The organism is Mesorhizobium kowhaii (assembly GCF_003253745.1).
In the GTDB taxonomy this organism is placed as follows: Bacteria; Pseudomonadota; Alphaproteobacteria; order Rhizobiales; family Rhizobiaceae; genus Mesorhizobium; species Mesorhizobium kowhaii.
Genome location: NZ_MZXV01000043.1, coordinates 25,987 through 47,137 on the forward strand (window position 1 = coordinate 25,987; position 21,151 = coordinate 47,137).

Consider the following 21,151-nt stretch of genomic DNA (forward strand, 5'->3'; position numbering starts at 1 on the left):
CATATGGGTGTTGAGGTAAGCCGTCTGTCGAACGGCCTGACAGTCGCCACCGAAACCCTTCAAAGCATCGAATCGGTTGCCCTTGGTGCCTGGGTCAAGTCAGGTGCCCGCAATGAACGTGATGAAGAGCATGGCATGGCCCATCTGCTCGAACACATGGCGTTCAAGGGCACGAAAAGGCGAACCGCCTTCGAAATCGCCTCGGAAATCGAGGACGTCGGCGGCGAGATCAACGCCGCCACCAGCGTCGAGACCACCTCCTACTATGCCAGGGTGCTCTCCGACGACGTGCCGCTGGCCGTCGACATTCTTGCCGACATCCTGCAGGAGTCCGAGTTCGATCCGCAGGAGCTCGAACGCGAGCAGCATGTGATCCTGCAGGAGATCGGCGCCGCGCATGACACGCCCGACGACATCGTCTTCGACCGTTTCACCGAGACGGCCTTCCGCCACCAGACGATCGGCCGCTCGATCCTGGGCACGCCGGAAACCGTCAAATCCTTCACCTCGAAGCAGCTGCACGATTTCATCGAACGGCAATACGGCGCCGAGCGCATGGTGATCGTCGCTGCCGGCGACATCAAGCACGACAATTTCGTGCGCGAGGTCGAAAAGCAACTCGGCGGCTTCCGCAGCAAGGCCGACAGCACCATCCCGCAATATGCGCAATATGTCGGCGGCGACTTCCGCGAGGATCGCGACCTGATGGACGCGCAGATCGTGCTGGGCTTCGAGGGCCGCGCCTATCATGTGCGCGACTTCTATGCCTCGCAGGTGCTGTCGATGATCCTCGGCGGCGGCATGTCGTCGCGTCTTTTCCAGGAAGTCCGTGAAAAGCGCGGCCTGTGCTATTCGGTCTATGCCTTCCACTGGGGTTTTTCCGACACCGGCGTCTTCGGCGTCCATGCCGCGACCGGCCAGAGCGACATCGCCGAACTGGTGCCCGTCATCATCGACGAACTGCAGAAGGCCGGCGAGAACATCCTCCAGGAAGAACTCGACCGGGCCCGCGCCCAATATCGCGCCGGGCTGATCATGTCCGCCGAAAGCCCGGCCAGCCGCGCCTCGCAGATCGCACGGCAGCTGCTTCTGTTCGGCCGGCCGATCGCCAAGGAGGAACTGATGGAACGGCTGTCGGCGCTCACGATCGAGCGGCTGACCGACCTGTCGTCACGGCTGTTCTCGACCAAGCCGACGCTTACAGCTGTCGGGCCTGTGGGTACGCTGGCGCCATACGAGGCGATCCTCGATTCGCTTGCGGGCACGCAGACCACGGCCCGCAAGCTCGCCGTCTAGCCCCCCGAAGCGTCGTGTTCGCGCTCCCTTTCTTTCGCCGCGATCTACCGGCGCTGAAGGGCGACCGCGTCACGTTGCGCGTGCCCTTCACGAATGATTACCGCGAATGGGCGACGGTGCGTGGCGAAAGCCGTGCCTTCCTCGAACCATGGGAGCCACGCTGGACGCCCGATGAACTCGACCGCGCCGCGTGGCGGCTGCGCATCAGCCGCTACCGCGAAGACTATGCGCAGGGAACCGCGATCGCCTTCTTCATCTTCGAAAAGAGCAGCGGCAAGCTGGCAGGCGGCATCACGCTCGGCAACATACGCCATGGCGTCTCGCAAAGCGGCCATGTCGGCTATTGGATCGGCGAGCGCTTTGGTGGTCGCGGCCTGATGACCGACGCGGTCAAGGTGGTGGCGCGCTTCGCCTTCGATACGCTGCGGTTGCACCGGATCGAAGCGGCCTGTATTCCCGACAACGCCCGGTCGATCCGCGTGCTTGAAAAAGCCGGATTCCGGCGCGAAGGACTTCTGCGATCCTATCTCAGGATCAACGGCATCTGGCAGGACCACTACCTCTACGCCCGGATCGCGGACGATCCGCCGGGCGTTGGAACGAAGGACTGATTTTTGACGAATTTCCTGCGAAACGGGCCGCTGTTCGCCTTTGTCCTCGCGACAATCCTGACGCTGTGCGCGGCATCATCGGCCTTCGCCGTCGAGCCGATCAAGATTGCCCGCGACGACGTCGCGCTCGACCTTTCCGGCGCCGTCGAGATCTACCGCAACCAGGGCGAGAATTTCCAGGTGTCGACCGCTCCCGGACCGGACGGCATCGTGCGGCGCATCGAGGTCGAGGCCAACGATGCGCGCTCGACCGGCGACTGGGCCGTGTTTGCGCTAGCCAACACCACCGACCAGCAGCTCGACAGGCTGATCGTCGCGCCGCATTTCCGGCTGGTGAATTCCGGCATCTTCTGGCCCGATCTCGGTTCGACGCGCATCGCCGCCATCACGCCCAGCGAAGGCTTCGCGCTCGACCGCCAGACCAGCCCCGACGCCGACGTGTTCCGGGTGACGCTGAACCCGGGCACGGTGATCACCTTCATCGCCGAACTGGCCTCGCCGAAGCTGCCGCAAGTCTATCTGTGGGATCCGGAATCCTACAAGGACTCGGTCAATTCCTACACGCTGTTTCGCGGCATCGTCATTGGCATCGCCGGCTTGCTGGCGCTGTTCCTGACCATCCTTTTCGTGGTCAAGGGAACCTCGATGTTCCCGGCGACCGCGGCACTTGCCTGGGCGGTGCTAGCCTATATCTGCGTCGATTTTGGCTTCCTCAACAAGATCATCGAGATCTCACCCGGCAACGAGCAGATGTGGCGAGCGGGAACGGAGGTGGCGCTGGCGGGAACCTTCGTGGTGTTCCTGTTCGCCTATCTCAATCTCAACCGATGGCACGGCCATTTCAGCTACGGCGCGCTGGTCTGGATCCTTGGACTGGTGCTGATCGCCGGTGTCGCCATCGTCGATCCGGCGGTCGCCGCCGGCATCGCCAGGTTGTCCTTCGCCGCCACCGCGCTGACCGGGCTCGGCCTGATCATCTTCCTCGGCATACGCGGCTACGACCGCGCCATCATGCTGGTGCCCAGTTGGGTCATGGTGCTGTTGTGGCTATGCGGGTCGTGGATGGCGATCACCGGCATGCTCGACAACGACATCGCCCAGCCCGCGTTGGGCGGCGGGCTGATCCTGATCATCCTTCTGATCGGCTTCACTGTCATGCAGCACGCCTTTGCCGGCGGGGCGCTACATCAGGGCCTGTTCTCCGACCTCGAACGGCAGGCGCTGGCGGTGGCCGGATCGGGCGACACAGTGTGGGACTGGGACGTGCTCCGCGACCGCGTCGTCACCAAGCCCGATGTCAGCATCCAGCTCGGCCTGGCGCCCAACAGCCTGGGCGGTGCCGCGCGCAACTGGCTTCCGGTGCTGCATGCCGACGACCGCGATACCTTCCGCACGACACTCGACGTGGTGCTGGAACACCGGCGCGGCCGGGTGTCACAGAACTTTCGCCTGCGCGGCGCCGACGGCCACTATCACTGGTTCTCGCTGCGCGCGCGCCCGGTGATCGGATCGGACGGCGAAGTCATCCGCTGCGTCGGCACCATGGTCGACGTGACCGAGCAGAAGAAGTCCGAAGAGCGGCTGCTGCACGACGCCGTGCACGACAATCTGACGGGCCTGCCCAACCGCGAGCTTTTGATGAACCGGCTGGAAGCGATCATCTCGATCGCCCGCACCGAAGAAAAAGTGCGCCCGACCGTCTTCGTCATCGACATCGACCGTTTCAAGCAGGTCAATGACGGGCTCGGCATCTCGGCCGGCGACACCATCCTTTTGACCATTGCACGCCGCCTGCACAGGCTGCTCAAGCCGAAGGATTCGCTGTCGCGCTTTGCCGGCGACCAGTTCGCGCTGATGCTGTTGTCCGAACAGGACCCGGCCCGCATCGCCGCGGTCGCCGATGCCATCAAGCATGCCATCAACAACCCGATCACCTTCGCCAAGCGCGAGATCGTGCTCACCGCGTCGATCGGACTGATCACCTGGAATTCGCCGCAGATGTCGGCCGAGGACATGGTCAAGGATGCCGAGCTTGCGATGCATCAGGCCAAGCGCTTCGGCGGCGACAGGATCGAGCCGTTCCGTCCGGCCTTCCGCACCGTCGGCACCGACAGGCTGCAGTTCGAATCCGACCTGCGCCGCGCCATCGAACGGCGCGAATTCACGCTCGCCTACCAGCCGATCGTGCGGCTGGAGGATGGCAGCGTCGCCGGCTTCGAGGCCCTTTTGCGCTGGGATCATCCGCGCCGCGGCATGATTCCACCTGCGGACTTCATCCCGGTCGCCGAAAGCTGCGGGCTTATCGTGCAGCTCGGCCTGTTCGCCATGCAGCAGGCGGCCGAAGACCTCGCCGGATGGCAGAAGCAGATCGGCGACGCGCCGCTGTCGGTCTCGGTCAACCTGTCCAGCCGCCAGCTCATCCGTCGCGATCTGGTCAGCGACGTCCGCTCGGTCATCGCACGCGCCAATCTGAAGCCGCGCTGCTTCCGGCTCGAACTCACCGAATCGCTGGTGATGGACAATCCCGAGCAGACCGCCCATGTGCTCACCAAGCTAAAGCAGCTCGGCATCGGCCTGTCGCTGGACGATTTCGGCACCGGCTATTCCTCACTGGCCTATCTGACGCGTTTCCCCTTCGACACCATCAAGATCGACAAGAGCTTCGTCGACGACAACACGCCCAAACGCGCGGTGCTGCTCAAATCCATGGTCAACATGGCGCATGAACTCGGCCTGTCTGTGGTCGCCGAGGGCATTTCGGACGAAAGCGATGCGCTGGAACTGCGCCAGATGGGCTGCGAATATGTGCAGAGCTTCATGTTCGGCGCACCGATGCCGGGCGACCAGGTGCTGAAGACGCTGAAAGAGCAGTACCCGCTGACGCAAGCCTGAGAGCCTTTGTGATGAGGTTCAGGCGTGCCCGGCAGCGAGGCTGAGATGGGCGAGATCGATGCCGATCGAGGCAAGGATCCGGTCGTATTTGCGCTCGATGTCGGTGTCGAACAGAAGCTCGGCGTTGGCCGGGCAAGTCAGCCAGCCATTCTCGGCGATCTCGGTTTCCAGCTGGCCGGCGCCCCAGCCCGAATAGCCGAGCGCCATCAGCGCGTGACGCGGGCCACGGCCAGACGAAATGGCGCGCAATATGTCGACGGTCGCGGTCAGGCAGATGTCGTCCGAAACGGTCAGCGACGATTCCACCCGGTAGTCGCCCGAATGCAGGACAAAGCCCCGGCTGCGATCAACGGGCCCGCCATTGCGCACGACGAAATCGCGGGCCTGCGCCGGCAAGCGGATCGCTTCCTGTTCGTTCATGATGCCCAGTTGCACGAGCAGGTCCGGAAACAGCATCTGCTGTGTCTGGTTGATGATCAGCCCCATGGCGCCTTCGTCGCTGTGCGCGCAGACGTAGATGACCGAGCGCGTGAAGCGGTCGTCCTTCATGCCGGGCATGGCAATCAGGAACTGATCGTCGAGAAAGCCGCGGCTGGCGGCTGTCTTCTTGTGGCGCAACAAGTCCATGACGGCGAAGGTAACGCGTTTCCAAAGCGTCGAAAAGATGCACTGTGCGTGATTCGACCAAAGCCTATGCGACCGGGCCAAGCATTCCTCCCTCGAGGTCACGCAAATATGATACCGGCAATGGCCATGAAACCATTGCGCGGCCACGAACGGACTATCAAATCACCGCCATGCAAAGCTTGAAAATCCTGCTGCTCGGCGCTGCCATCGGATCGGCAACCGCTCTTCCCGCCGCCGCCTCTTCATCGTCGTGGTACAACAGCGAAGGCGGCAAGGTCCGGCTGGTGACGAGCGGCAAAGCCGATGCCGCCGGCCGCATCCAGGGCGTTCTCGACATAGCGCTCAAGCCCGGCTGGAAGACCTACTGGCGTGATCCGGGCGACGCTGGCGTGCCGCCGCAGCTCGACATTTCAGGCAGCACGAACATCGCCGACGCCCAGCTTTCCTTCCCGGCACCACAGCGTCATGACGACGGCTATGGCAAATGGGCAGGCTACGACTATCCGGTTTCGCTGCCGGTCGTGTTCACCCTGTCGGCGGCGAAAGATCCAGCCGTCATCGACGCTGACATTTTTCTCGGTATTTGCGAAACGATCTGCATTCCGGTGCAGACGCGGCTGACCGTCGATCCCGGCTCCGACCCGGACAATGCCGAAGACACGGCGCTGGTGAAGGCGAGTTTCGCGGCGTTGCCCACACCCGCAAGGTCCGATTTCGGCATCAACGTGCTGCCGGGCGACCACGAGACTCTGGTTGTCGAGGCTAGCTTTCCCGGCGATGCGGAGGCGGCGGATTTCTTTGTCGCCGGCGAGCGGGATTACATGTTCGGCAGCCCTGCCCGCAGCGAAAAGGACGGCAAGCTGATCTTCACCGTGCCGATCCTGGACCGCCCTTCGACGACGCCCACGGATGGCGGGCTTCACTATACGCTGACCAGTTCGACCGGCGCAGTCGAAGGGGTTCTGCCTTTTCCCTGATGCCGCTGCTCGGCGGTTGCAGGAGGCCGCTGAGTTCGCTAGGCAAGGATACGTCCTTCCCCATTCCCCAAGCGAGGAACTCATGACCATTTCCGTTGGCGACAAACTGCCTGACGCGACCTTCAAGACGATGACCGCAGATGGCGCGAAGGCGATCACGTCAGCCGAGGTCTTCTCGGGAAAGAAGGTCGTGCTGTTTGGCGTTCCAGGTGCCTTCACGCCGACCTGCAGCAACAACCATCTGCCAGGCTATCTCGAAAACCATGACGCCATCCTGGCACGCGGCGTCGATACCATCGCCGTCGTTTCGGTCAACGATGTCCACGTCATGGGCGCCTGGGCGCGCTTCACTGGCGGCGAGGGCAAGATCCTCTATCTCGCCGACGGCAGTGGGGATTTCGCCAAGGCAGTCGGCCTCGATAACGACCTTTCCGCGGGCGGCATGGGACTGCGCTCGAAGCGGTTTTCGATGATCGTCGAGGACGGCAAGGTCACCGCGCTCAATGTCGAGACCAAGCCCGGTGTCGACGAGTCCGGCGCGGCTCATATTCTGGGACAGCTCTGAATCTCGGCGACAGCGTCGGGCCAGGGACCGCAAGGTCGCCCCGCCCGACCGCTTTTGGGGGGACCGCGACGATGTCTGACATCTTCTGGCGCACTATCGCGATCGGCATCGGCGCCACCGTTCTCATGGATATCTGGGCCTTTTTCCTGCACAAGGCGTTTGGCCAACCCCGGCCGAACTGGGGGCCTGTCGGGCGTTGGGTCTGGCATCTCCGCGACAAGGTCTTTCATGACGATATCGGCGATGCAAAGCCGTACGCGCATGAAGTGGCGCTGGGCTGGGCCTTTCACTATTTTGTCGGCATCGTCTACGGCATCATCCTGGTCGCGCTGGCGGGAGCGGCCTGGCTGGCGGCGCCGACCTTCCTGCCGGCCTTCATCCTCGGCATCGTCACCGTCGTCGCCGGCTGGTTCCTGCTGGCGCCGGGCATGGGCGCCGGCTGGGCCGCCTCGAAGCGCCCCAACCCGATGCAGATCCGCGCCCTCAACCTGGTGTCGCACACGGTCTTCGCGCTCGGGCTCTACGGCACGGCACTGCTGATCCGCTAAGCACTACGACCGCACCGGCCTGTCGATCGGCTGCCAGCCGTGGACAACGCGGCGTGTGTCGATGTCATACGCGAAGTGATTGCCGCCGCCCGCCGGCTGATCGGCTTCGCGGCTGATCTTTCGGCCGCCGAGAGACAGCAGCAGGAGCGTTCCCACGCCGCCATGGCCCACGAAAGCAATGTCGTCGGCGTCAGCGGTGCCGAGCACAGCGTCGACCTCGCTCACGATACGATGCTGGGCATCGATGGCCCGCTCCCATCCGCGAATGCTGTCATGAGGGTTGGCGAAGAACTGGTCGGCGACCGCTTCGAACTCCGGCGGCGGCAAAAAGCCCGTTGCCGATCGGTCATTCTCATGCGTCCGAGCCCTCACCTCGATGGCAAGGCCGAGATGCGTTGCGAGGATTTCGGCGGTTTCCATCGCCTTGCGTTCAGCCGACGATACGATACGCCGGATCGACCCAACCCAGGGCTGATCGAGCATCGCAACCGCTCTCGCTCGTCCGATGTCGGACAGCCCCCACTCCGGCACGGGAATGTTGGCATCGACCTGAACCTGGGGATGGGTGACATAGTGGAGGATCGGCACGATCGAGATTCCCCGCCTGAGATCGAGCCACGCTCCCGGAACTCAGTAACTCTGGGTCGAGCGTCGCGCCTTTGCCACCGCCGGCTGTTTTGCCTGCGCAACTGGCTTCGGCGGTGCAGCCGGCTTGACCGGGCCTTTCTTGAACGGCGCCATGCCTTCGCGCGCGAGTTCGTCGGCACGTTCGTTCTCGGCATGGCCGGCGTGGCCCTTGACCCAGTTCCAGGTCACCTTGTGGCGCCTGTTGGCCTCATCCAGCGCCTGCCAGAGTTCGCCATTCTTGACCGGCTTCTTGTCGGCGGTCTTCCAGCCGTTCTTCTTCCAGCCGTGGATCCACTTGGAAATGCCATCCATGACGTATTTGCTGTCGGTGTGCAGGTCGACCGTGCAGGGTTCCTTCAACGCATTCAGCGCCGAGATGGCAGCGAGCAGCTCCATGCGGTTGTTGGTCGTCTCCGCCTCGCCGCCGGAAAGCTCCTTGGTGGTGCCGTTGAAGCGCAGGATCGCGCCCCAGCCGCCAGGGCCGGGATTGCCCGAACAGGCGCCGTCGGTGAAGATCTCAACCTGTTTGCTCATGCCAATCCATATTCCGAAGGAGACCTGATCGCCCGATGGAATCGCATCCTGCGGATATATTCGGTCGGGTCGCGTTTCATCACCAGCCCGCCATTGGGAACGGTCAACCAGTCGTAGAGCCGGGTCAGCATGAAGCGCAACGCCGATCCGCGCGCCAGCATCGGCAGCGCCGTCCTTTCCTGGTCGCTCAGGGGACGCACGCTCTGATAGCCGGCCAGCAATGCCTTGCCCTTGGTCAGGTTGAAGGAAAAATCCTTCTCGAAGCACCAGGCGTTGAGGCAGGTGGCGACATCATAGGCGTAGAGGTCGTCGCAGGCGAAATAGAAGTCGATCAGACCGGAAAGCTTTTCGCCGAGAAAGAAGACATTGTCCGGGAAAAGATCGGCATGGATGATGCCTTGGGGAAGATCCTTCGGCCAGTTCCGCTCGAAGTCGGCGAAGTCGGCATCGACCTCGGCCGCCAGGCCCGGCTCAACCTCGTCGGCGCGGTCGCGGGCGGCGTTCCAAAGCTTGCGCCAGCCATCGATGGCGAGCGCATTCGGACGCGTCATCGAAAAGTCGGCTCCGGCCAGATGCAGGGCCGCCAAGGCCTTGCCGACCTCGCCGCAATGCGTTGATGTCGGCCGCCGCAGCGAGAGCCCTTCGAGGAAGGTGATGATGACCGCCGGCCGGCCCGCGAGCGTGCCGATGACGCTGCCGTCATGCGCGGTCACCGGCAGCGGGCAGGAAACGCCTTTTTTGGCGAGATGGCCCATCAGCCCGAGGAAAAACGGCAGATCCGCCTTCTCGACGCGCTTTTCATAGAGCGTCAGGATGTAGGCGCCGCTGGAGGTGTGCAGCAGGAAGTTCGAGTTCTCGGTGCCTTCGGCGATGCCCTTGTAGGACAGGAGATCGCCGACCGGATAGTGCTTCAGGAATGCGCCGAGTTCGCCTTCGGCAACGTCGGTGTAGACCGCCATGTGCCTTACGCGGCTCCATTGACGAAAGCCATGTCGGCTCGCGTCAGTTCGACATCGCGCAGTACCCGCATGACCGGAAAATCCTCCGTTTCCGTGGCCGTGATGGCCAGGTCGATCGTGACATCGAAGCGTTGCCGGAACGCGTCGATGATCTCGTCGACGATGATCTCCGGCGCCGACGCCCCTGCCGACAGGCCGAGCGTCGAGATGCCGGCGATGTCATTCCACGGAATCTCGGCGGCGCGCTGTACGAGAAGCGACATCGAGGCGCCGGCACGCTCCGCCACTTCGACAAGGCGCCGCGAATTGGAGGAATTGGGCGCGCCGACGATCAGATAGAGATCAGCGCCGGCCGCGGTTTCCTTGACCGCCTCCTGGCGGTTGGTGGTGGCGTAGCAGATCGATTCCGCCGCCGGGGCATGCAATTGCGGAAAGCGATCCTGCAAGGCGCGGATGATGCCGGCGGTGTCCTCGACCGACAACGTGGTCTGGGTAACGAAGCCGAGCGCCTGCGGATCGGCAGGCGCAAGCTTCGCGGCGTCGGCCTCGGTCTCTATCAGCGTCACCGCGCCGTCCGGCAGCTGGCCCATGGTGCCGATCACCTCGGGGTGTCCGGCATGGCCGATCAGCAGCACATGGCGGCCAAGCCGCTGATGGCGCATCGCCTGCTTGTGGACCTTCGACACCAGCGGGCACGTGGCGTCGAGATAGAAGAGGTTGCGCGCCTGCGCGTCCGCCGGCACCGACTTCGGCACGCCATGCGCCGAGAACACGACCGGCGACTGCCGATGTTCAGCGGGGATCTCTGAGAGCTCTTCGATGAAGACGGCGCCTAGGCTTTGCAGTCCCTCGACGACGTAGCGGTTGTGCACGATCTCATGGCGGACGTAGACCGGCGCGCCATATTTCTTCAGCGCCAGCACGACGATCTGGATGGCGCGGTCGACGCCGGCGCAAAAACCACGCGGCTGGCAGAGCCGGATCGTCAGGGGAGGCTTGGTGGTTGTCTGAAGCATGAATCCTGGCCGGTTGATCAAAGCCGAAATGAGGTGCCTACCCCTGCCCTGTCAAGTGCATCGGTAGAAAGGGGGGCGTCGATCGCCTTCATTCGTCTTTCGCGGGACGGCGAAGCCGCAGGATGAGCACGGCGGCGAGTGCGGCGGCAAGGCCATACCAGGTCATCGCATATTGCAGATGGCTGTTCGGCAGGTCGATGATGGTGACGCCGCCGACCGGCAATCCGCCCGGGTTCGGCGTCTTGTCGGCGTCGATGAAGATCGGCACCAGCGTGGCGCCCGCTGGCAGCCCGGCGCTCGCCGCCATCGCGTCGCGGTCCTTCCAGTAGAAGATGTTCTTCGCCACGTCATTGTCGGGAAGCATCATCGACGGTTTTGCCAGCAGCGGGTTGCGGGCGAGGCCGGTGACCGTCACCTCGCCGGTCACCTGCCCCTTCGCGCGCTTGGCGGCATCCTTGAGATCGTAGGGCACGAAGCCGCGATTGATCAGGACGAAGCGGCCATCGTCGAGGGCCAGCGGCGTGTAGACGTTGAAGCCGGCTTCGCCTTCCCAGGTGGCATAGAAATGCCGTTCGCCGGAATGCAGGAAGGTGCCGCTGACGGTCACCGGCGTATAGTCGACGTCTCCGGTCGAAGCGAATTCTCTTTCAACCTCGGCGAGCGGCCGCGGCACTGAGTGGGTGCGTTGGTCGATCGTCTGCAGAAGGCCTTCCTTCCAGTGCAGGCGCTGGACCTGCCAGGTGCCAAGCGCCAGCAGGATCAGCAGCAACACCAGGCCAAGGCCAAGCAGCAATGCCGTCCGTGGCCGCGAGCGGCCACCAGCTCTAATGGATGCCTCGCTCATTCGCCGCGATCCAGCCGGCCCTCGGCCGCCTTGTTGCGGTATTGCAGCGTCAGCAGCACGCCCTTGATCAGCCGGAGCGCCGTCAGGCACAGCACGACAGCCAGCGGGATCCAGAGCAGCAGATGCAGCCAGAGCGGCGGGCTCAACGTCACCTCAACCCAGAGCGCCAGGCCGACGATGATGAAACCGATGATCAGGATGACGAAGACCGCCGGTCCGTCGCCGGCATCGGCGTAGGAATAGTCGAGGCCGCAATTGGTGCAGCGCTTGCCGACGGTGAGGAAGCCGGAAAACAGCCGCCCCTCGCCGCAGCGCGGGCAGCGGCCATGCAGGCCGGCCGAGATCGGCTCGATTGGCGGCCAGATCGCCTTGTCGTCGCTCATTGCTTACCGCTCGATCTCGATCGGTGTCCCATCGGCCACCATTGCCCAGATTTCGTCCATGTCGGAGTCCGTAACCGCAATACAGCCGTCGGTCCAGTCGACCAATTGTAGCAGCCAGCCCCACCAGCCGAAACCGTTTGGCTGGCCGTGGATCATGATCATGCCGCCCGCATCGACATTGCGTGCCTTCGCGGCCGCCAGATCGTCGGCATTGGGATAGGAGATGTGGATCGACTTGTGGGCGATGCTGTTCGGGTTGCGCCAGTCGAGGACATAGCGCCCCTCGGGCGTGCGTTGATCGCCCTCCTGGTGCTTGTGCCCAAGCGGATCGCCGCCGAGCGTGATGCTGTAGCTTTGCAGGACCTTGCCGTCGCCGATCAGCTGCAGCCGCCGGTCCGACTTGTCGACACGCACCAGAGCGACTTTCTCACCAGCAAGGGCCGGCACTGTCGCGATCATGCACGCGCAAATGGCACAGAGAACAGTCAGCCGCATCGGCCATCGATCGGCGATCATTGCGCCGAAATGAAGAAGGCGGCCACGTCGCCGCGGCCGCCTTCTCGAAATCCCTAGAGCCTGTTCCATCCCGATGAATCGGGATGGGGCTCTATCTCTTTGTTTTGAGCATGACCTTCTCCGAAAACCGGATTCCACTTTTCGGGGTCATGCTCAGGTCGAAATCAGTGGGCTTCGATCACCGCGCCGACCGATCCCCAGACATAGATCGCTGAGAACAGGAACAGCCAGACGACGTCGACGAAGTGCCAATACCAGGCGGCCGCCTCGAAGCCGAAATGCTGCTTGGGGGTGAAATCACCCTTCATCGCCCTGATCAGGCAGACAGCCAAGAAGATGGTGCCGATGATGACGTGGAAGCCATGGAAGCCGGTCGCCATGAAGAAGGTGGCGCCGTAGATGGAATCCTTGAAGGCGAACGGAGCATGCATGTACTCGTAGGCCTGCACCATGGTGAACAGCATGCCGAGGCCGACGGTCAGCACAAGGCCGTTGATCAGCCCCTTGCGATCGCCATGGATGAGCGAATGGTGTGCCCAGGTGACCGTGGTGCCCGACAGCAGCAGGATGATGGTGTTGTAGAGCGGCAGGTGGAAGGGATCGAGAACCTCCATGCCCTTCGGCGGCCAGACACCGCCGGTAAACGCGGTGCGGGCGTATTGCTGCGCCTCGCTCGGAAACAGGCTGGCGTCGAAGTAGGCCCAGAACCAGGCGACGAAGAACATCACCTCGGAGGCGATGAACATGATCATGCCGTAGCGCAGGTGCAGCGACACGACCCGCGTGTGATGGCCCTCATGCGCTTCCTTGATCGTGTCCGACCACCAGGCAAACATGGTGTAGAGGACTATCGCCAGGCCGATGAAGAACAGCCACGGATTGGCGATGTTGAAGCCGAAGATCGGGAAGTCGCCGGCCTTGAGATACTGCATCAGGCAGACGCCGCCGATCGCGGTCACCAGCGCGCCGATGGACCCCAGGAAAGGCCATGGGCTCGGGTCGACGAGATGGTAGTCATGGTGTGGTTTTGCGTGCGCGTCTGCCATATCAACCCCCGAGATTTGCTTCGGTATTCGAAATTGTCTTGCTGCTGCCTTGGACCGGCACTGATGACGCGACCGGCTTGCTCTTCTCGACCGGGAACATCGTATAGGACAGGGTGATTGTCTTCACGTCCTTCAGTTCCGGTACATTCACGATATCGGGATCCACATAGAACACGACCGGCATGTCCAGCGTCTCGCCGGGCTTCAGCGTTGTATCGGTGAAGCAGAAGCACTCGACCTTGTTGAAGTAGGGACCCGCCAGTTCCGGCTGCACATTGAAGGTGGCGCGGCCGGTAACCGGGCGATCGAACTTGTTGGTGGCCTGGTAGTGCGCCTGCACCGTCTCGCCGATCTTCATCGTCATCGAACGATCGACCGGCTGGAAATCCCACGGCACGCCGGCGATGTTGGCGTCGAAACGGACAACGATGTCACGGTCGAGCACCCGGTTGGCATATTGCTGTGTGGCGCGTCGCGTGGTGCCGCCATAGCCCGTCGCCTGGCAGAACATCTTGTAGAGCGGCACCGCTGCATAGGCCATGCCAATCATGCCGCCGAAGAAGGCAAGGCAGACAAACGCGACGACGCGGTTGGTGTTCTTCCTGCTGGCGGTCACCGTGTCCTGGCTCATCGCGTCCTCACATCGAGCCGGGGTGATGACCGAATTTCACGATCGTCGCGATGTAGAAAATGATCACCAGCACCGCCAGCGCCAGGCCGATGGCGACAGAACGATTGCGCCTGGCTTTCCTCTGCCGCTCGGTCAGCGTGATCAGCTCGAGCTTTTCTTCGATCATGGTCATGCACCACCCATGGCAAGAGCGCGCTCGACGACGCTGTCGGCGAGATAGGCGGCGAAGATGGCGAAGAGGTAGAGCAGCGAATAGGCGAACAAGGCCTTGGCCGGCTTCATCACGCGGTCATCGTCGGCCATGCCAAGCACTTTCCACGCGTACCAGACAAAACCCAACCCAAGCAGCATGGCGGCGACGCCATAGACCGGCGTGGTGTAGCCCAGGATCCATGGCAGCACGCCGACTGGCGCCAGCAGCAGCGCGTAGGCAAAGATCTGGCGGCGGGTCGAAGCCTGGCCGGCGACATTCGGCATCATCGGAATGCCGGCGCGGGCATAGTCCTCGGACTTGAACAGCGCCAGCGCCCAGAAATGCGGCGGTGTCCACAGGAAGATGATCAGGAACAGGACAAAGCTTTCCAGGCTGACGCTTCCGGTTACCGCGGCCCAGCCGATGACCGGCGGAATGGCGCCGGCGGCGCCGCCGATGACGATGTTCTGCGGCGTCCAGCGCTTCAGCCACATCGTATAGACGACGGCATAGAAGAAGATGGTGAAGGCCAGCAGCGTCGCCGACAGCCAGTTGACCAGCACGCCCAGCGTCATCACCGACAACACCGACAGCACCAGCCCGAAACTCAGCGCTTCGCCCGGCCGGATGCGGCCGGCCGGCACCGGACGAGAGGCGGTGCGCGTCATCACCGCGTCGATGTCGGCGTCATACCACATGTTGAGCGCGCCGGAGGCCCCGGCGCCGATGGCAATCGACAGGATGGCGATCACCGCAAGCAACGGATTGATGGTCACCGGGGCTGCGACCAGTCCGACGAAGGCCGTGAATACCACCAGCGACATGACGCGCGGCTTCAGCAGGGCGAAGAAATCGCCCGCCGTCGCTTCCGACATGCGGAAGCCCGCTTCGTCAATGCTGGTTTCGTCGACTAGGGCCATGCGTACTCAAGTCCATCATTCCGTTTGGCCAAAACCGCCGGCGGGCCGGCGGTTTCGATTCCAAGGAGGCTGCCGCCTTACTTGATCTTCGGCAGTTGCTCCCACTGGTGGAACGGCGGCGGCGAAGGCAGCTGCCATTCCAGTGTCGTGGCGCCTTCGCCCCACGGATTGGCGCCGGCGACCCGCTTCTTCTGGAAAGCCTCAAACACACCGTAAAGGAAGATCGCGACACCGACGGCCGAGATATACGAGCCGTAGGACGACACCATGTTCCAGCCGGCAAACGCGTCGGGATAGTCGATGGTGCGGCGCGGCATGCCGGCAAGGCCGAGGAAATGCTGCGGGAAGAAGATCAGGTTGACGCCGACGAAGGTGACCCAGAAATGGGTGTTGGCGATGGCGAAGGAATACATGTAGCCGGTCATCTTCGGGAACCAGTAGTACCAGCCGGCGAAGATGGCGAAGACCGCGCCCAGCGACAGCACGTAGTGGAAGTGCGCGATCACGAAATAGGTGTCGTGCAGCGAGCGGTCGAGACCTGCATTGGCCAGCTGGACGCCAGTGACGCCGCCAATCGTGAACAGGAAGATGAAACCCAAAGCCCACAGCATCGGCGGCTTCAGCGAAATCGATCCGCCCCACATCGTGGCGATCCAGGAGAAGATCTTCACGCCCGTCGGCACGGCGATGACCATCGTGGCGAAGACGAAGTAGCGCTGCGTGTCGAGCGACAGGCCGGTCGTGTACATGTGGTGGGCCCAGACGATGAAACCGACCGCGCCGATGGCGACCATCGCGTAGGCCATACCAAGGTAGCCGAACACCGGTTTCTTCGAGAAGGTCGAGACGATGTGGCTGATGATGCCGAAGCCCGGCAGGATCAGGATGTAGACTTCCGGGTGACCGAAGAACCAGAACAGGTGCTGGAACAGGATCGGATCGCCGCCGCCATCGGGCGCGAAGAAGGTCGTGCCGAAGTTGCGGTCGGTCAAGAGCATGGTGATGCCGCCGGCAAGCACCGGGAGCGACAACAGCAGCAGGAAGGCGGTGACCAGCACCGACCAGGCGAACAGCGGCATCTTGTGCATCGTCATGCCCGGCGCGCGCATGTTGAAGATGGTGGTGATGAAGTTGATGGCGCCAAGGATCGACGAGGCGCCGGCAATGTGGATCGACAGGATCGCCAGATCCATCGCCGGCCCGGGCTGACCCGAAGTCGACAGCGGCGGATAAAGCGTCCAGCCGCCGCCGACGCCATAGGCGCCGGGCGCGCTCGGCATGAAGGCCGAGGCGATCAAAAGCAGGAAGGCCGGCGGCAGCAGCCAGAACGAGATGTTGTTCATGCGCGGGAAGGCCATGTCAGGCGCACCGATCATGATCGGCACCATCCAGTTGGCGAAACCGCCGATCAGGGCCGGCATGACCATGAAGAAGATCATGATCAGCGCGTGCGCGGTGGCGAAGGCGTTGTACATGCTCTTGCCGCCGTCGATCGCGGCATCACCGTTCATGCCGTAGACCATCTGCGCGAGGCCACTGAAAATCTGGATCCCCGGCTCTTGCAGCTCCATGCGGATGGCGACCGACAAGGCACCGCCGACGATGCCGGCGAAGATCGCAAAGATCAGATAAAGCGTGCCGATGTCCTTGTGGTTGGTGGAATACACCCACCGGACCCAGCCGTGATACGGCTTGTGGTCGTGGTCGTCGTGAGCTGCAGCGCCTGCCATGTTCCGCTCCGTTCCCTGATCTCTTATTGGCCGCGGCATCAGTTGCCGGCGGCCGCTACCTTGTTCTGGCCGTCGACCTCAGCCATCAGCGCCTTGTTGGCGCCGGGCAGGTTGGTTTTGGCCTCCGCCAGCCAGCTTTTGAATTGTGCGTCGGAGACGACGCGGATGGCGATCGGCATGAAAGCGTGATCCTTGCCGCAGAGCTGCGAGCACTGGCCGTAGTAGAGGCCTTCCTTTTCGGCCTTGAACCAGGTCTCGTTGGTGCGACCGGGAACCGCGTCCATCTTGATGCCGAACGCCGGCATGGCGAAGGAGTGGATCACGTCCGTTGCCGTCACCAGGACGCGGGTCATGGTGTTGACCGGCACAACCATCTCGTTGTCGACGGCGAGCAGGCGCGGATAGACCTTGCGATCTTCCTTGCCGGCAGCTGCCCGGTCGGCGTCCTGCAGGATCGCGGAATTGAAGGAAATCGTGTTCTCGGTCTGGTATTCGTAGTCCCAGTTCCACTGGTTGCCGGTCGCCTTGACGGTCAGCTTTGCGTCTTCCGGCGGCGTGTATTGCGCGGTCAGCAGCTGGAACGAAGGAATGGCGATGCAGAGCAGGATGACGACCGGGCCGACGGTCCAGATCACCTCGATCAGCGTGTTGTGGCTGGTCTTTGACGGGACCGGGTTCACGCTCGCGCGGAATTTGATGATGCAGTAGGCGAGAAGAAACAGCACCAGGGCGGTGATCGGGATGATGAACCAGAGCGTGTAGTTCCCGAACCACTCGATCTGCCGCATCATATCGGTCGCCGGCGCCTGGAAGCCGGTCTGCCAATCCCTGGGCTGATCGGCATGGGCGGATGCGCCGGCGAAAAACGTGGCAGCGGCAATTGCGCCTGCTAGGAATTTTCTCATCGCCCTCATCGTCTCCCAGTTCCTCGCGGCTGTGCCCACGAGAATATCGAACAATGCCGGGACGGGAATCCCGACAGTCTCAAGGTGGTTCAAACCATACTCTTTTTCCCTCCGCAAGAAAGGAGCGGGCGAAACCGTGCGGCATTTTTGCGCGCAAGCCCGGATGTGCCTTTGAAGGCAACGGCAACGGTCCCGAATCGCATATGTTCGGCCAATGGCCACATTCCTGCGGGCCGGGCGTACCAACGTCGCAATTCGGGCGAAATTGGCAGGGAAAAGCGCCGTATTGGCTTTTTCGGGGCAGACCGGTTGCGGTCTCGTCCTTTACTTGGCTTTGGCGCGGCTTAAAGTGCCGTGATTCGCAATGGAGCCGTCATGAACTCTTGGCTTTCGAGAACCTTGGCGAAGGTCATCTTTCTCGCCGCCTTGTCCGCGATGGGCCTGTACGGCACGGCCAATGCCGCGCAACCGAGCGGCACCGTTCGCTCGACGCATGGCGCGTGGTCGATCATCTGCGACACACCGGCCGGCGCCAGCTCCGAGCAATGCGTGATGATGCAGAACGTCGTCGCCGAGGACCGCCCGGAGATGGGGCTGTCGGTGGTCGTGCTGCGCACCGCCGACAACAAGGCGGAGATCCTGCGCGTGCTGGCGCCGCTTGGCGTGCTTTTGCCCAACGGGCTCGGCCTCAATGTCGACGGCAAGGATATCGGCCGCGCCTATTTCGTGCGCTGCTTCCAGGACGGCTGCTATGCCGAAGTCATTCTCGAAAAGCCTCTGCTCGACACGCTGAAGACCGGTACGTCGGCCACCTTTATCGTCTTCCAGACCCCGGAAGAAGGCATCGGCATCCCCGTCGACCTCAAGGGTTTCGCCGACGGTTTCGCCGCCCTGCCCTGAGCCTGACTGTTTGGCCTTGAAACTGCTCGATCCGGACGATTTCGAGATCTTCAAGCGAATTCGCCTGGAGGCCTTGCGCGCTGCTCCCGAAGCCTTCGCCAGCAGCGCATCGGATTGGGAAAGTCTCCCTGACGAGGAGTGGCGTCGGCGCCTGACAACCAACCCGGTCGTCGTCAGCTTCCGGGGCGAGGAGCCTGTCGGCATGATGGGCCTGATGCGGCAGCAGGGCAGCAAGATGGCGCACCGCGCCACCATCATCATGGTCTATTTGCGCGACAGCGAGCGTGGCGGCGGACACGCCGTCGCGATGCTCAATCTGCTGCTCGATCATGCCCGCGCATCGGGCATAAGGCAGGTCGAGCTGGCTGTAAGCGCGGAAAATCCAGCCGCCATACGATTTTATCAACGCGAAGGCTTTCACGAAATTGGCTGCATACCTGCAGGCTTTCTTCATGAGGGCCGGGAGATCGACGAAATCGTGATGGCGCGCCGCCTGACATAGGATCCGCCGTGTTCCATCGTGAGGATTGCCGAACGGCGCCCTGGCGCCTACATCCGGTAAAACCGCTTATTGAAGGGCCCGCGCCATGAACAGCCTGATCGGCCAATTCGACATTTCAGACGATCGCATCAAGCAGATCGTCGCCAACACCATCAACGGCGCCGACGACGGCGAACTGTTCCTCGAATACAGCGAGAGCGAAGCGCTGATGTTCGACAACGGCCGGCTGAAGACCGCCAACTTCAACACCGACCAGGGGTTTGGCCTTCGTGCCGTGGCCGGCGAAGCCAGCGGCTATGCCCATTCCAGCGATTTGTCCGAGGCTTCGCTGCTGCGCGCCGCCGACGCCGTTTCAACCGTCAAGGGCGGCTATTCCGGCACGCTGGCCGCAGCGCCCGCCCGTACCAACCGCCGTCTCTATGGCGACGAGAATCCGATCCCCTCGCCCTCCTTCGAGGCCAAGGCAAAGCTCCTGCAGGAAATCGACGCCTGGCTGCGCGCCGAGGATCCGCGCGTGCGCCAGGTTTCGGCCTCGCTGACCTCATCCTGGCAACATGTCGAGATCGTGCGCGCCGATGGCCAGGTGGTGCGCGACATCCGCCCCTTGGTCAGGGTCAGCGTTTCGGTCGTCGTCGGCGATGGCGACCGCCAGGAGAGCGGGTCGTACGGCATGGGCGGACGCAAGGCCTTCGGCGACTTCCTTGTCGAGGACAGCTGGAGGCACGCGGCCAAGGAGGCGCTGAGGCAAGCGCTGGTCAATCTTGAGGCCATACCAGCGCCGGCCGGCACTTTCGACATCGTGCTCTCCAGCGGCTGGCCGGGCGTCATGCTACACGAGGCCGTCGGCCATGGGCTCGAAGGTGACTTCAACCGCAAGAAGACCTCGGCCTTCGCCGGCCTGCTGGGCCAGCAGGTCGCCGCCAAGGGAGTGACTGTCGTCGACGACGGCACCATGCCGGAGCGGCGCGGTTCGCTGACCGTCGATGATGAAGGGACACCTACAGCCCGCAACGTGCTGATCGAGGACGGCAAACTGGTCGGCTACATGCAGGATCGCCAGAATGCCCGGCTGATGGGCATGAAGGCCACCGGCAACGGTCGGCGCGAAGGCTATGCCCACCAGCCGATGCCGCGCATGACCAACACCTTTATGACGGCGGGCGACATGGAACCGGACGAAATCATCGCCTCGGTCAAGAACGGTATCTATGCCGTGTCCTTCGGCGGTGGCCAGGTTGACATCACCTCGGGCAAATTCGTGTTCGGCTGCACCGAGGCCTACATGATCGAGAACGGCAAGGTGACGCACCCGATCAAGGGCGCCATGCTGATCGGCAACGGGCCGGATGCCATGCACCGCGTTTCCATGATCGGCAACGACATGAAGCTCGATACCGGCATCGGCATGTGCGGCAAGGCGGGACAGGGCGTGCCGGTCGGCGTCGGCCAGCCGCATTTGCGCATGAACCAGATGACGGTGGGCGGCACGCGGGTTTGACTGGTCGGCCGATCGAGCCTTCATGGTCTTGAAGTCGGCGCAATCTCCAGTTATCTTACAGTTGTCTTACATCGGAGCCAAACTGCTATGGCTGCTCCAGAAAAGCTCACAACGACCGTCTCGACCAAGGGACAGGTCATCCTGCCCAGCGCGATCCGGAAACGGAGAGAATGGGGGGCCGGAACACGCCTACAGGTCGAGGACACGTCGGAGGGCGTCCTTTTGAAACTGGCGCCGGCCTTTGCCGAGACGCGGCCAGAAGACGTATTTGCCTCTCTGCCACACAGCGGCAAGCCGAAGACACTAGAGCGGGATGAATTTAGGTTGGTACATACCCGGCCTCGGTGAAGTAATTTCTGCATTCGGTTGAAGTGACGGTGCCGAGGATCTGACCGATGGCTTCGCAGACGGTCTCGACTGTTCGTCTGGCA

24 protein-coding genes are annotated in these 21,151 nt (G+C 62.9%); 10 read left to right on the forward strand and 14 right to left on the reverse strand.

Annotated features, from left to right (window positions below; translation table 11 throughout):
* The first annotated feature begins 3 nt into the window (after positions 1 to 3).
* From B5V02_RS20800 to B5V02_RS20810, 3 genes are read left to right on the forward strand one after another with little or no spacing between them, the layout of a single operon-like run.
* Positions 4 to 1,296: a M16 family metallopeptidase gene (locus tag B5V02_RS20800; RefSeq protein WP_111545996.1), complete on the forward strand. Its 1,293-nt coding sequence runs from the start codon at positions 4 to 6 to the stop codon at positions 1,294 to 1,296.
* 14 nt (positions 1,297 to 1,310) lie between these two features.
* A complete protein-coding gene (locus B5V02_RS20805; RefSeq protein WP_111545997.1) occupies positions 1,311 to 1,907 on the forward strand; it encodes a GNAT family N-acetyltransferase in 597 nt (198 codons plus the stop codon).
* Positions 1,908 to 1,910: 3 nt separating this feature from the next.
* The gene (locus B5V02_RS20810) at positions 1,911 to 4,799 is read left to right on the forward strand and encodes an EAL domain-containing protein (RefSeq protein WP_111545998.1); all 2,889 of its coding nucleotides are present in this window, start codon (positions 1,911 to 1,913) and stop codon (positions 4,797 to 4,799) included.
* An 18-nt stretch (positions 4,800 to 4,817) separates the two neighbouring features.
* Here the strand turns inward: B5V02_RS20810 and B5V02_RS20815 are convergent, their stop codons facing one another.
* Positions 4,818 to 5,426 (reverse strand): YqgE/AlgH family protein, encoded by a 609-nt coding sequence (locus B5V02_RS20815; protein ID WP_091576862.1) that lies wholly within the window; start codon positions 5,424 to 5,426, stop codon positions 4,818 to 4,820.
* 170 nt (positions 5,427 to 5,596) lie between these two features.
* Here B5V02_RS20815 and B5V02_RS20820 point away from each other — a divergent pair, with 170 nt between their 5' ends.
* The 3 genes from B5V02_RS20820 to B5V02_RS20830 all read left to right on the forward strand — a co-directional run bounded on the left by B5V02_RS20820 (position 5,597) and on the right by B5V02_RS20830 (position 7,516).
* Complete coding sequence (locus B5V02_RS20820) at positions 5,597 to 6,403, forward strand: protein-disulfide reductase DsbD domain-containing protein (RefSeq protein ID WP_111546019.1); 807 nt, start codon at positions 5,597 to 5,599, stop codon at positions 6,401 to 6,403.
* 82 nt (positions 6,404 to 6,485) lie between these two features.
* Positions 6,486 to 6,968: a peroxiredoxin gene (locus B5V02_RS20825; protein WP_111545999.1), complete on the forward strand. Its 483-nt coding sequence runs from the start codon at positions 6,486 to 6,488 to the stop codon at positions 6,966 to 6,968.
* Between the two features lie 71 nt (positions 6,969 to 7,039).
* Complete coding sequence (locus B5V02_RS20830; protein WP_111546000.1) at positions 7,040 to 7,516, forward strand: DUF2938 domain-containing protein; 477 nt, start codon at positions 7,040 to 7,042, stop codon at positions 7,514 to 7,516.
* Between the two features lie 3 nt (positions 7,517 to 7,519).
* Here B5V02_RS20830 and B5V02_RS20835 read toward each other — a convergent pair whose 3' ends face one another.
* The 13 genes from B5V02_RS20835 to coxB all read right to left on the reverse strand — a co-directional run bounded on the left by B5V02_RS20835 (position 7,520) and on the right by coxB (position 17,829).
* Positions 7,520 to 8,104: a histidine phosphatase family protein gene (locus B5V02_RS20835; RefSeq protein WP_111546001.1), complete on the reverse strand. Its 585-nt coding sequence runs from the start codon at positions 8,102 to 8,104 to the stop codon at positions 7,520 to 7,522.
* Positions 8,105 to 8,146: 42 nt separating this feature from the next.
* Positions 8,147 to 8,677, reverse strand: a complete 531-nt coding sequence (rnhA, locus tag B5V02_RS20840) for a ribonuclease HI (RefSeq protein ID WP_111546002.1) — start codon at positions 8,675 to 8,677, stop codon at positions 8,147 to 8,149.
* A complete protein-coding gene (locus B5V02_RS20845; RefSeq protein WP_111546003.1) occupies positions 8,674 to 9,636 on the reverse strand; it encodes a homoserine kinase in 963 nt (320 codons plus the stop codon). Before B5V02_RS20845 ends, rnhA begins: the two co-directional genes overlap by 4 nt.
* Before the next feature lie 5 nt (positions 9,637 to 9,641).
* Positions 9,642 to 10,652, reverse strand: coding sequence for a 4-hydroxy-3-methylbut-2-enyl diphosphate reductase (gene ispH, locus B5V02_RS20850; protein WP_111546004.1), 1,011 nt, complete (start codon positions 10,650 to 10,652; stop codon positions 9,642 to 9,644).
* Between the two features lie 88 nt (positions 10,653 to 10,740).
* The gene (locus tag B5V02_RS20855) at positions 10,741 to 11,496 is read right to left on the reverse strand and encodes an SURF1 family protein (RefSeq protein ID WP_167458590.1); all 756 of its coding nucleotides are present in this window, start codon (positions 11,494 to 11,496) and stop codon (positions 10,741 to 10,743) included.
* Positions 11,493 to 11,879 (reverse strand): DUF983 domain-containing protein, encoded by a 387-nt coding sequence (locus B5V02_RS20860; protein WP_111546006.1) that lies wholly within the window; start codon positions 11,877 to 11,879, stop codon positions 11,493 to 11,495. The genes B5V02_RS20855 and B5V02_RS20860 overlap by 4 nt, the downstream gene beginning before the upstream one ends.
* A gap of 3 nt (positions 11,880 to 11,882) precedes the next feature.
* Positions 11,883 to 12,374: a L,D-transpeptidase family protein gene (locus tag B5V02_RS20865; RefSeq protein ID WP_111546020.1), complete on the reverse strand. Its 492-nt coding sequence runs from the start codon at positions 12,372 to 12,374 to the stop codon at positions 11,883 to 11,885.
* 185 nt (positions 12,375 to 12,559) lie between these two features.
* Positions 12,560 to 13,441: a cytochrome c oxidase subunit 3 gene (locus B5V02_RS20870; RefSeq protein ID WP_111546007.1), complete on the reverse strand. Its 882-nt coding sequence runs from the start codon at positions 13,439 to 13,441 to the stop codon at positions 12,560 to 12,562.
* Between the two features lies 1 nt (position 13,442).
* Positions 13,443 to 14,072 (reverse strand): cytochrome c oxidase assembly protein, encoded by a 630-nt coding sequence (locus B5V02_RS20875; RefSeq protein ID WP_111546008.1) that lies wholly within the window; start codon positions 14,070 to 14,072, stop codon positions 13,443 to 13,445.
* Between the two features lie 7 nt (positions 14,073 to 14,079).
* Positions 14,080 to 14,244: a hypothetical protein gene (locus tag B5V02_RS20880; protein ID WP_167458591.1), complete on the reverse strand. Its 165-nt coding sequence runs from the start codon at positions 14,242 to 14,244 to the stop codon at positions 14,080 to 14,082.
* A complete protein-coding gene (locus B5V02_RS20885; RefSeq protein ID WP_111546009.1) occupies positions 14,241 to 15,185 on the reverse strand; it encodes a heme o synthase in 945 nt (314 codons plus the stop codon). Before B5V02_RS20885 ends, B5V02_RS20880 begins: the two co-directional genes overlap by 4 nt.
* Positions 15,186 to 15,262: 77 nt before the next feature.
* Positions 15,263 to 16,915 carry a cytochrome c oxidase subunit I gene (gene ctaD / locus B5V02_RS20890; RefSeq protein WP_111546010.1) on the reverse strand — a complete coding sequence of 551 codons (1,653 nt, stop codon included), beginning with the start codon at positions 16,913 to 16,915 and terminating at the stop codon, positions 15,263 to 15,265.
* A gap of 38 nt (positions 16,916 to 16,953) precedes the next feature.
* The gene (coxB, locus tag B5V02_RS20895) at positions 16,954 to 17,829 is read right to left on the reverse strand and encodes a cytochrome c oxidase subunit II (RefSeq protein ID WP_111546011.1); all 876 of its coding nucleotides are present in this window, start codon (positions 17,827 to 17,829) and stop codon (positions 16,954 to 16,956) included.
* 366 nt (positions 17,830 to 18,195) lie between these two features.
* Between coxB and B5V02_RS20900 the strand changes: the two genes are divergently transcribed.
* From B5V02_RS20900 to B5V02_RS20915, 4 genes are all read left to right on the forward strand, one after another.
* Entirely contained in the window at positions 18,196 to 18,720 is a 525-nt protein-coding gene (locus tag B5V02_RS20900; RefSeq protein WP_111546012.1) for an invasion associated locus B family protein, read from the forward strand.
* 10 nt (positions 18,721 to 18,730) lie between these two features.
* Positions 18,731 to 19,222 (forward strand): GNAT family N-acetyltransferase, encoded by a 492-nt coding sequence (locus tag B5V02_RS20905; protein ID WP_111546013.1) that lies wholly within the window; start codon positions 18,731 to 18,733, stop codon positions 19,220 to 19,222.
* An 85-nt stretch (positions 19,223 to 19,307) separates the two neighbouring features.
* A complete protein-coding gene (gene tldD / locus B5V02_RS20910) occupies positions 19,308 to 20,720 on the forward strand; it encodes a metalloprotease TldD (protein WP_111546014.1) in 1,413 nt (470 codons plus the stop codon).
* An 87-nt stretch (positions 20,721 to 20,807) separates the two neighbouring features.
* The gene (locus tag B5V02_RS20915; RefSeq protein WP_111546015.1) at positions 20,808 to 21,068 is read left to right on the forward strand and encodes an AbrB/MazE/SpoVT family DNA-binding domain-containing protein; all 261 of its coding nucleotides are present in this window, start codon (positions 20,808 to 20,810) and stop codon (positions 21,066 to 21,068) included.
* Positions 21,069 to 21,151 lie beyond the last annotated feature (83 nt).

Bases quoted from the DNA above. Each gene is read 5' to 3' on its own strand.
- B5V02_RS20800 (WP_111545996.1), top strand. From the start codon at position 4: ATGGGTGTTGAGGTAAGCCGTCTGTCGAACGGCCTGACAGTCGCCACC.
- B5V02_RS20815 (WP_091576862.1), bottom strand. From the start codon at position 5,426: ATGGACTTGTTGCGCCACAAGAAGACAGCCGCCAGCCGCGGCTTTCTC.
- B5V02_RS20820 (WP_111546019.1), top strand. From the start codon at position 5,597: ATGCAAAGCTTGAAAATCCTGCTGCTCGGCGCTGCCATCGGATCGGCA.
- B5V02_RS20825 (WP_111545999.1), top strand. From the start codon at position 6,486: ATGACCATTTCCGTTGGCGACAAACTGCCTGACGCGACCTTCAAGACG.
- B5V02_RS20830 (WP_111546000.1), top strand. From the start codon at position 7,040: ATGTCTGACATCTTCTGGCGCACTATCGCGATCGGCATCGGCGCCACC.
- rnhA (WP_111546002.1), bottom strand. From the start codon at position 8,677: ATGAGCAAACAGGTTGAGATCTTCACCGACGGCGCCTGTTCGGGCAAT.
- B5V02_RS20845 (WP_111546003.1), bottom strand. From the start codon at position 9,636: ATGGCGGTCTACACCGACGTTGCCGAAGGCGAACTCGGCGCATTCCTG.
- ispH (WP_111546004.1), bottom strand. From the start codon at position 10,652: ATGCTTCAGACAACCACCAAGCCTCCCCTGACGATCCGGCTCTGCCAG.
- B5V02_RS20855 (WP_167458590.1), bottom strand. From the start codon at position 11,496: ATGAGCGAGGCATCCATTAGAGCTGGTGGCCGCTCGCGGCCACGGACG.
- B5V02_RS20860 (WP_111546006.1), bottom strand. From the start codon at position 11,879: ATGAGCGACGACAAGGCGATCTGGCCGCCAATCGAGCCGATCTCGGCC.
- B5V02_RS20865 (WP_111546020.1), bottom strand. From the start codon at position 12,374: ATGCGGCTGACTGTTCTCTGTGCCATTTGCGCGTGCATGATCGCGACA.
- B5V02_RS20870 (WP_111546007.1), bottom strand. From the start codon at position 13,441: ATGGCAGACGCGCACGCAAAACCACACCATGACTACCATCTCGTCGAC.
- B5V02_RS20875 (WP_111546008.1), bottom strand. From the start codon at position 14,072: ATGAGCCAGGACACGGTGACCGCCAGCAGGAAGAACACCAACCGCGTC.
- B5V02_RS20880 (WP_167458591.1), bottom strand. From the start codon at position 14,244: ATGACCATGATCGAAGAAAAGCTCGAGCTGATCACGCTGACCGAGCGG.
- B5V02_RS20885 (WP_111546009.1), bottom strand. From the start codon at position 15,185: ATGGCCCTAGTCGACGAAACCAGCATTGACGAAGCGGGCTTCCGCATG.
- ctaD (WP_111546010.1), bottom strand. From the start codon at position 16,915: ATGGCAGGCGCTGCAGCTCACGACGACCACGACCACAAGCCGTATCAC.
- coxB (WP_111546011.1), bottom strand. From the start codon at position 17,829: ATGAGGGCGATGAGAAAATTCCTAGCAGGCGCAATTGCCGCTGCCACG.
- B5V02_RS20900 (WP_111546012.1), top strand. From the start codon at position 18,196: ATGAACTCTTGGCTTTCGAGAACCTTGGCGAAGGTCATCTTTCTCGCC.
- tldD (WP_111546014.1), top strand. From the start codon at position 19,308: ATGAACAGCCTGATCGGCCAATTCGACATTTCAGACGATCGCATCAAG.
- B5V02_RS20915 (WP_111546015.1), top strand. From the start codon at position 20,808: ATGGCTGCTCCAGAAAAGCTCACAACGACCGTCTCGACCAAGGGACAG.